Annotated in this window: 1 pseudogene; it reads right to left on the reverse strand. The window is 75.1% G+C overall.

The features are described from left to right. A pseudogene (locus AQJ64_RS43985) lies at positions 1–9,834 on the reverse strand (type I polyketide synthase); the annotation flags it as partial. Positions 9,835–9,940: the final 106 nt, after the last annotated feature.

Consider the following 9,940-nt stretch of genomic DNA (forward strand, 5'->3'; position numbering starts at 1 on the left):
TCCCCGCTGCCGGCTGAAGTCCAGGAACAGCCCCGGCGTCGACATCACCGTCACACCACCGGCCAACGCCAGATCGCACTCCCCCGAACGCAGCGCCTGCACCGCCAGATGCAGTGCCACCAGCGCCGACGAACACGCCGTGTCCACCGTCACCGCGGGTCCTTCCAGGCCCAGCGTGTAGGACACCCGCCCGGAGACGATGCTCGCCGCGTTGCCGGTGCCGAGGTGGCCGCCGACGTCCTCGCCGGAGGCGATGAGGAGCGGGGTGTAGTCGTTGCCGTTGGTTCCGGCGAAGACGCCGGTGCGGGAGCCGCGCAGGGTGGTCGGGTCGATCCCGGCCCGCTCGAACGCCTCCCACGCCAGCTCCAGCAGCAGCCGCTGCTGCGGGTCCATGGCGAGGGCCTCACGCGGCGAGACGCCGAAGAAGGCGGGGTCGAAGGCGGCCATGTCCCGCAGGAATCCGCCTTCGCGGGCGGTGCAGGTGCCGGGGTGGTCGGGGTCGGGGTGGTAGAGGCCGTCGACGTCCCAGCCGCGGTCGGCCGGGAACGGTGCGATGGCGTCGGTGCCGTCGGCGAGCAGCCGCCAGTAGTCCTCGGGGGTGTCGGCCCCGCCGGGGAAGCGGCAGCTCATCGCGGTGATGACGATCGGGTCGTCGGTGACGGAGGCGAACGCGGCCGCGGGCCGCGTGGTGGCCGGCAGGCGGTCCTTCTCGGCTTCCGTGCCGAGTTCGCCGAGCAGCATCCGCGCCAGTTCGGCACAGTTCGGGAAGTCGAAGACCAGCGTGGCCGGCAGACGCATCCCGGTGATCTTGTTCATGCCGTTGCGCAGTTCGACGGCGCTGAGCGAGTCGAAACCGAGGTCGGTGAAGGCGCGGGTCGGCTCGACCGCCTCGGGCCCGGGGTAGCCGAGCACGGTGGCCACATAGCCGCGGACGACGTCGAGGACGGCGCCCGCCCGCTCGTCGGCGGCGAGGCCGGCGAGATGGCGGCGGAGCGCCGGCTGGTCGGCGCCGGCACCGTCGCCGCCGAAGGAGTCGCCGGCCGTCGGGCCGGAGGCGGTGGTGCGGGCCGGTGCGAGGACGCGCCGGGCGTCGGGCAGTGCGCGCAGGAGGGCGCTGGGGCGGGAGCCGGTGAAGGCGGGCGCGAACCGTTCCCAGCCGATGTCGGTCACGGCCAGGTAGGTCTCGCCGTGGTCGAGTGCCTGCTGGAGGGCCTGGCAGGCCAGTTCGGGCCGCATGTCGTACACGCCGTAGCGGCGCAGGCGGTCACCGACCGCGCCGTCGCCCATGCCGCCGTCGGCCCAGTGTCCCCAGGCGACGGCCGTGGCGGGCAGGCCGAGGGAGCGGCGCTGCTGGGCGAGGGCGTCCAGGAAGGCGTTGCCGGGGGCGTAGTTGCCGAGGCCGGGTCCGCTGATGGTGCCGGACGTGGAGGAGAACAGGACGAAGGCGGACAGGTCGAGCCCGGCGGTCAGTTCGTGCAGGTTCACCGCGGCGGTGGCCTTGGTACGCAGGACCGGATGCATACGGCCGGGGTCGAGCGCGTCGATGACACCGTCGTCGAGGGAGCCGGCGATGTGCAGCACGGCGTCGAGCGGGTGTTCCTCGGGGATCGAGCCGATCAGCTCGCGCAGGGCGTCGCGGTCGGCGACGTCGCACGCGGCGAGGGTGACGCGGCCGGCGCCGAGAGCGGTCAGTTCCGCCGACAGCTCGGCGGCGCCGGGCGCGTCGGCGCCCCGGCGGCTGGTGAGCAGCAGGTGGTCGGCGCCGAGGGAGGCGAGCCAGCGGGAGATGTGTCCGCCGACCGCGCCGGTGCCGCCGGTGATCAGGACGGTGCCGCGGGGGCGCCAGGTCGCGCCGGGTGGTGTGGTGCCGTCGAGCGGGGCGCGCAGCAGGCGGCGGCCGTAGGTGCCGGAGGCGCGGACGGCGGTCTGGTCCTCGCCGTCGGGCCGGGCGAGCAGGGCGCACAGCCGGTCGCCCGCCCGGCGGTCCAGGGTGGCGGGCAGGTCGATCAGACCGCCCCAGCGGTCGGAGTGTTCGAGGGCGGCGACCCGGCCCAAGCCCCAGACGAGGGCCTGCGGTGCGCTCAGCACGGTCTCCGAGGCGGTGAGGGCGACGGCGCCCCGGGTGGCGCACCACAGGGGGGCGCTGACGCCGAGGTCGCCGAGGGCCTGGAGGAGCGTGAGCGTGCCGGCGAGCCCGGCGGGCACCGACGGGTGGTCGGGGTGCGGGGTCTCGTCCAGGGCGAGGAGCGAGAGCACTCCGCCGAGGTCGCCCGGTTCCAGGGCGGGTTCGCCGTCCGTGGCGGCGAGCGCGGCGGTCAGCAGGCCGGCCAGTCCCGCGCGGTCGGCGTCGGGTGCCGCGCCGTCGACGGTGACGGCCCGGACGGTGACGCCGTGGTCGGTCAGCGTCTGCCGGGTGGCGTCCGCCAGGGTGTGGCCGGTGACGGGCAGGACGAGGAGCCAGGTCCCGGACGGGGGCGCGGCAGCGGTGTCCTGGGTGAGCGGGGTCCAGCCGACGGTGTAGCGCCAGCTGTCGACGGTGGACTGTTCCTTGCTGCTGCGCCGCCAGGCGGACAGCGCGGGCAGCACCTCGCGCAGCGGGGTCTCACCGCCGAGGTCGAGGGTGGCGGCGAGGGAGGAGAGGTCTTCTTCCTCCACCGTCCGCCAGAAGCGGCTCTCCACCTCGTCGGATGTCCGCGTGCCGTCCTCGGCGGCGGGCTCCGCGTCCCGGAGCTCGGGCCAGTACCGCAGCCGCTGGAAGGCGTAGGTCGGCAGGTCGACGCGGCGGGCGCCGGTTCCGGCGAAGACGCTGTGCCAGTCGACGGGAACGCCTTGGACGTGGGCCTCGGCGAGGGAGGTCACGAAGCGGTCCAGGCCGCCCTGGTCGCGGCGGAGGGTGCCGAGCACGACGGCGTCGGCGCCGGCGTCCTCGATGGTGTCACGGAGGCCGAAGGCGACGACGGGGTGCGGTCCGACCTCGATGAAGGCGCGGTGTCCGGCGGCGAGCAGGCCGCGGATCGCGTCCTCGAAGCGGACGGTCTCCCGCAGGTTGGTGTACCAGTAGGCGGCGTCCAGGACGGTGTCGTCGTCCAGCCAGTCGCCGGTCACCGAGGAGCGGAACGGGATCTCGGCGGGCGTCGGCCGTAGTCCGGCGAGCGTGTCGAGGACCTGCTCACGGACGGGTTCGACGTGCGTGGAGTGGCTGCCGTAGTCCACGGCGACCTTGCGGGCCTGGACGCCGTCACCGGTCAGTGCGCGGAACAGCTCGTCCAACGCGTCGGCGGCGCCGGAGACGACGACCGAGCCGGGGCCGTTGACGGCGGCCACGGCGAGCCGGTCGCCGTACGGCTCCAGCCGGGTGCGGACCTCGTCGGCGGGGAGCGGGACGGACATCATGCCTCCGTCGCCCGCGATGGCGGTGATGGCCTTGCTGCGCAGGGCGGCGACGCGGGCTCCGTCCTCCAGGGACAGGGCGCCGGCGACGACGGCCGCGGCGATCTCGCCCTGGCTGTGGCCGACGACGGCGGCGGGCTCGACGCCGTAGGAGCGCCACAGCTGGGCGAGGGAGACCATGACGGCCCACAGGACGGGCTGGACGACGTCCACCCGGTCGAGGTCGGGGGCGTCCGGGCCGCCGCGCAGGGCGGCCGTCAGCGACCAGTCGACGTACGGCGCGAGCGCCTGCTCGCACTCGGCGATGCGACGGGCGAACACGGGTGCGGTGTCGAGGAGTTCGCGGCCCATGCCGGGCCACTGGGCGCCCTGTCCGGGGAAGACCAGCACGGGCCCGGTGCCGCGCCGGTCGAGGCCGCGGACGATGTCGCTGACCATGCCGTCCTCGACGAGGTCGCGCAGCCCGCGGACCAGGCCCTCTTCGTCGGCGGCGAGTACGACCGCCCGCTGTTCGAAGGCGGTGCGGGTGGTGGCCAGGGACAGGCCCAGGTCGGCGAGGCCGAGTCCGGGGTGGTCGCGCAGATGGGCGAGGAGCCGTCCGGCCTGGGCGCGCAGCCCGTCGGTGGTGCGGGCGGACAGGGCGACGGGGACGGACCGGGCGACGGGGGCGGCGTCGGCCGGCGGCTCGGTGATGTCCTGCCGGGCGGTGCCGGCCGGGGCCTGCCCGGTCGTCTCGTGCGGCGTCACGTCGTCGGGGGCCTGCTCGATGATGACGTGCGCGTTGGTGCCGCTCATGCCGAACGAGGAGACGCCCGCGCGGCGCGGACGGTCGGTCCGCGGCCATGGCACCGCGTCGTTGAGCAGCTGTACGGTCCCCGCGGACCAGTCGACCTCGGGGGTCGGGGTCTCGGCGTGCAGGGTCGCCGGGAGCAGGCCGTTGCGGAGGGCCATGACCATCTTGATCACGCCGCCGACGCCGGCCGCGGCCTGGGAGTGGCCGATGTTGGACTTCAGCGAGCCCAGCCACAGGGGACGGTCCTCGGCACGGTCCTGGCCGTAGACGGCGATCAGCGCCTGGGCCTCGATCGGGTCGCCCAGCGTCGTACCGGTGCCGTGCGCCTCCACGGCGTCGATGTCGGCCGGGGTGAGCGCGCCGCCGGCCAGCGCGGCGCGGATGACCCGCTGCTGCGAGGGCCCATTGGGCGCGGTCAGTCCGTTGGAGGCGCCGTCCTGGTTGAGTGCGCTGCCCTGCACGACGGCGAGGACCGGGTGTCCGCTCCGCCGGGCGTCGGACAGTCGTTCCAGCACGACCATGCCGACGCCTTCGGCCCAGCTCGCTCCGTCGGCGTCCGCGGAGAACGGCTTGCAGCGGCCGTCCTCGGCGAGCGCCCGCTGCCGGCTGAACTCGATGAGCGAGCCCGGCGTCGACATCACGGTGACACCGCCGGCCAGCGCGAGATCGCACTCGCCCTGCCGCAGCGACTGCACCGCGAGGTGGAGGGCCACCAGGGACGAGGAGCAGGCGGTGTCGACGGACAGTGCGGGTCCCTCCAGCCCCAGGGCGTAGGCGATACGGCCGGACAGGACGCTCGGCGAGTTGCCGGTGCCGATGTAGCCCTCGAAGCTCTCCTTGGCGGCGCCGAGGATGCCGATGTAGTCCTGGTAGGTGACGCCGGCGAAGACACCGGTGAGGCTGCCGCGCCGGGACGCCGGGTCGATGCCCGCCCGCTCCAGTGCCTCCCACGACGTCTCCAGCAGCAGCCGCTGCTGGGGGTCCATGGCCAGGGCCTCGCGCGGGGAGATGCCGAAGAAGCCGGGGTCGAACTGGCTGGCGTTGTGCAGGAAGCCGCCCTCGCGGGCGTAGCACGTGCCCGGGTGGTCCGGGTCCGGGTGGTAGAGCGCCGCGAGGTCCCAGCCCCGGTCGGCCGGGAGCGGGGAGATGCCGTCGCCGCGGTGCGCGACGAGGTCCCACAGTTCCTCGGGGCTGGTGATGCCGCCCGGGTAGCGGCAGGCCATGCCGACGATCACGATCGGATCGTCGTCGAGCCGGGCCCGCGAGGCCGCGGGCGCGGCCGTGTCCGTCCGGGTGCCGAAGAGTTCCTCGTCGAGGTGCGCGGCGAGCGCGAGCGGCGTCGGATGGTCGAAGACCAGGGTGGCCGGCAGCAGCACGCCCAGGTCGGCGCTGAGCCGGTTGCGCAGTTCCACCGCGGTGACGGAGGCGAAGCCGAGGTCCTTGAAGACGCGGGAGGGCTCCACCTCGTCGAGGTCGACGTAGTCGAGCACGGCGGCCACCTTGCGGCGCACGCGGTCGAGCAGCACCCGCTGCCGCTCGGCGGCGGACCGTCCGGCGAGCCGGTCCAGCAGGGTCGCCTCCCCCGCCTCGGCGCCGGAGTCGGCGGCCCGACGGCGCACGGTTCGCGTCGCGGGTCGGGCGGACTCGGTGGCGTCGCCGAGACCGGCCTCGGCGTCCGTGGAGGCGCCGTCCACGGCATCCGTGGCGGTGCGGTCCCCGGCGGGAACGGTGTCCGCGAGATCCCGTGCGGCGGGCGCGCCGGGGGCGGGCCGCAGGCGCAGTGACTCGACGGTGAGCACCGGCCGGCCGGAGGCGTCGGCGGCGTGGAGCGTCACCGCGTCCTCGGCGCACCGGGCCAGTCGGACGCGGAGCGTGGCGGCGCCGTCGGCGAGGAGGGTGGCGCGCTGCCACGCGAAGAGCAGCAGCCCCTCGCCCAGTCCCTCCGGCAGGCCGAGGCCCAGCGGGTGCAGTGCCGCGTCCAGCAGGGCCGGGTGCAGCCCGAAGTGCCGCGCCTGATCGCGTGCCTCCGGCGTGAGGGCGACCTCGGCGTACACGTCGTCGCCGTGCCGCCACACGGCGGTGAGGGCGCGGAACGCCGGGCCGTACTCCAGACCGGAGTCGGCCGCCAACCGTTCGTAGAGGTCTCCGACGGCGACCGCTTCGGCCCCGGCCGGGGGCCAGTCGGCGAGGTCGGCTGCCCGGTCCGCGTGGACGGCACGCTCCACCGCCGCGGGGTCGGCGGGCGCGAGCAGGCCGCCCGCGTGGCGGGTCCACGCGGCTGTCTCGGATCGTGGGTCGTCGGGGCTCGAGTAGACGGCGAGGGCACGGGCGCCCCGGGCGTCCGGCTCGTCGACGCGGACCTGGAGCCGGACCGCGCCGCGCTCGGGCACCGTCAGGGGCGCCTCCAGGACGAGTTCGCGGACCTCGTCGCAGCCGACCTGGTCGCCCGCGTGGACGGCGAGTTCCAGGAAGGCCGTGCTGGGCAGGACGGCGGCGCCGCCGAGCCGGTGGTCGGCCAGCCAGGGGTGCGAGCGCAGCGACAGCCGTCCGGTGAGCACGACCGCGTCGCTGCCCGCGACCGGCACCGCGGCCGGGAGCAGCGGGTGGTCGGTGGCGGCGAGACCGAGCGAGGAGGCGTCGCCCGTTGCGGCGGGCACCTCGAGCCAGTAGCGCCTGCGCTGGAAGGCGTAGGTGGGCAGGGGGACGTGCGGCGCCCGGGACAGCGACGGCAGGGCTGCCGTCCAGTCCATGTCGACGCCCCTGGTGAACAGGGCGGAGACGGCGGCCAGCAGGCTCCGCCGCTCGGGTCGGTCGTCCCGCAGCGCGGACACCTGCAGACCGTCCGCCGTGGGCAGGCACGACCCGGTGAGCGTGGTCAGGGTGCTGTCGGGGCCCAGTTCGAGGAACCGGGTGACGTTCCGGTCGGCGAGTGTGCGCACGCCGTCGGCGAAGCGGACCGCGTCCCGCGCGTGCCGCACCCAGTACTCCGGCGAGGCGAGTTCCTCGGCGGTGGCGGCCGCGCCGGTGACGTCGGAGACGACGGGGATGCCCGGCGCCGCGTAGGTGACGCTTCGGGCGACGGCACGGAAGCCGGCGAGCATCGGTTCCATCAGCGGGGAGTGGAAGGCATGGCTGACCCGCAGCCTCCGGGTGCGCCTGCCCAGCGTCTCGACGGCGGCGGCGATCTCGCGCACCGCGTCCTCGGTTCCGGAGACCACCACGGACAGCGGTCCGTTGACGGCCGCGATCGCGGCTTCGGTCTCCCGGCCCGCCAGCAGCGGCAGCACCTCGTCCTCGGACGCCTGGAGCGAGACCATCGCCCCACCCGCCGCGAGCGCCTGCATCAGCCGGCCGCGCGCCGCCACCAGACGGCACGCGTCGAACAGGGACCACACACCCGCGACATGGGCCGCGGCCAGCTCACCGACGGAGTGACCGAGCAACACGTCCGGACGCACACCCCACGACTCCAGCAACCGGAACAGAGCCACTTCCAGCGCGAACAGCGCGGGCTGGGCGTATTCGGTCCGGTTCAGTACGTCGGCCTCCTCGCCGAACACCACCTCGCTCAGGGGACGCGGCAGTTCGGTGTCCAGGTGGGCGCACACGGCGTCGAAGGCGTCGGCGAAGACCGGGTACTCCTCGTACAACTCCCGTCCCATGCCAAGGCGTTGTGAGCCCTGGCCCGCGAACAGGAAGGCCGTACGGCCGTCCTGGAGCACGGAGCCGATGACGGCGTCGTCGGCCGGCTCGTCGTCCGCGACCTTCCGGAGGGCGCGCAGCAGGGCCTCGCGGTCCGCACCCCACGCCACGGCCCGGTGCTCGAACGCCGAGCGGGTGCGGACGAGGGAGGCGGCCACCTCGACCGCGGTCGTCCCGGGACGGGCGGCGAGGTGGTCGGCCAGCCGGGCGGCCTGGGCGCGCAGCGCGCTTCGGCTCCGGCCGGAGACCACCCAGGGGAGCACGGTGGTGGGCCCGGAGGGGGCATCGCCCGGGAGGGCACCGTCGCGGGGCTCCTCGGCGGAGGGCTGTTCGAGGGCCGGTCCCGCAGGGGCGGGCGTCGGCGCAGCGGGCTGTTCCAGGATGACGTGGGCGTTGGTGCCGGAGACGCCGAAGGCCGACACACCGGCCCGCCGCGGACGTCCTCCCTCGGCCTGCGGCCACTCGGTGTTCTCCGTCAGCAGCCGCACCTCGCCCGCCGACCAGTCGACCTGGCTCGAGGGCCGTTCGGCGTGCAGGGTGCGCGGCAGCAGGCCGTGGTTCATGGCCAGCACCGTCTTGATGACGCCGGCGACACCGGCGGCGGCCTGGGTGTGGCCGATATTGGACTTCAACGAGCCGAGCCACAGCGGCTGTTCGCGGTCCTGGCCGTAGGCGGCGAGCAGGGCCTGGGCCTCGATCGGGTCACCGAGTCTGGTGCCCGTGCCGTGCGCCTCCACCGCGTCGACGTCGGCGGGGTTCAGTCCGGCCCCGGCGAGCGCCTGACGGATGACCCGCTGCTGGGCGGGCCCGTTGGGGGCGGTCAGGCCGTTGCTCGCGCCGTCCTGGTTGACGGCGGAACCGGCGACCACGGCCAGCACCTGGTGCCCGTTACGGCGGGCGTCGGAGAGCCGCTCCACGACGAGCACACCGACACCCTCGGCCCAGCCGGTGCCGTCGGCCTCGTCGGAGAACGCCTTGCACCGGCCGTCCGCGGCCAGCCCGCCCTGGGAGCTGAACTCGACGAACGCCCCGGGGTCGGCCAGCACGGTCACACCGCCGACCAGCGCCAGGTCGCACTCGGCGGACCGCAGCGACTGAGCCGCCAGGTGCAGCGCCACGAGGGAGGACGAGCAGGCCGTGTCGATGGTCACTGCGGGGCCCTCGAAGCCGAAGGTGTAGGCGACGCGGCCGGAGACCACGCTGCCGGCGACACCCGTCAGCAGTTGCCCGCCGAGCCCCTCGGGCACCTCGCGGAGTCCCGCGCCGTATCCGGAGCTGCCCGCGCCGACGAACACACCCGTACGGCTGCCGTGCAGCGCGTCGGGCCTGATCGCCGCGTGTTCCAGGGCTTCCCAGGACGTCTCCAGCAGCAGGCGCTGCTGCGGGTCGACGGCGAGGGCCTCGCGGGGCGAGATGCCGAAGAAGGCGGGGTCGAACTGCCCGGCGTCGTAGAGGAAGCCGCCCGCGCGGGTGTGGCTGCGGCTCGGACCTCCGTCCGGGGCGCCGTGCAAGGCATCGAGGTCCCAGCCGCGGTCGGTGGGGAAGTCGGAGATCGCGTCGGCGCCTTCGGTGACCAGCCGCCACAGATCGTCCGGGCTCTCGACCCGGCCCGGCAGCCGGCAGGCCATCCCGACGATGACCACCGGGTCGTCCGTGGTGGCCGTCAGGGCCGCGACCGGCGGCAGCGCGTCCGCTCCCGGGTCGCCGTCCGCGAACAGCTCCTGCCGCAGCAGCCGTACGAGAGCCGTCGGCGTCGGATGGTCGAAGACGAGGGTGCTGGGGAGCTTCAGGCCGGTCTCGGTGGCGAGCCGGTTGCGCAGCTCGACGGCCGTGAGGGAGTCGAAGCCCAGATCCCGGAAGGACCGCGTGGCCTCCACCGCCGCGCCGTCGGCATGGCCGAGCACCGCCGCGACACCGGCGAGGACCGATTCGAGCAGGGCGCGGTCGCGTTCGGCCGCGGGCAGTCCGGCGAGGCGGTCGCGCAGCGCGGAGCCTGCCGGTGCACCGGCAGGGGAATCCGAGGGGGTGTCGCCGGGGGAGGTGTGTGCTTCGGAG

Origin of the sequence: Streptomyces griseoruber, assembly GCF_001514205.1 — a bacterium.
Taxonomy (GTDB): domain Bacteria; phylum Actinomycetota; class Actinomycetes; order Streptomycetales; family Streptomycetaceae; genus Streptomyces; species Streptomyces griseoruber.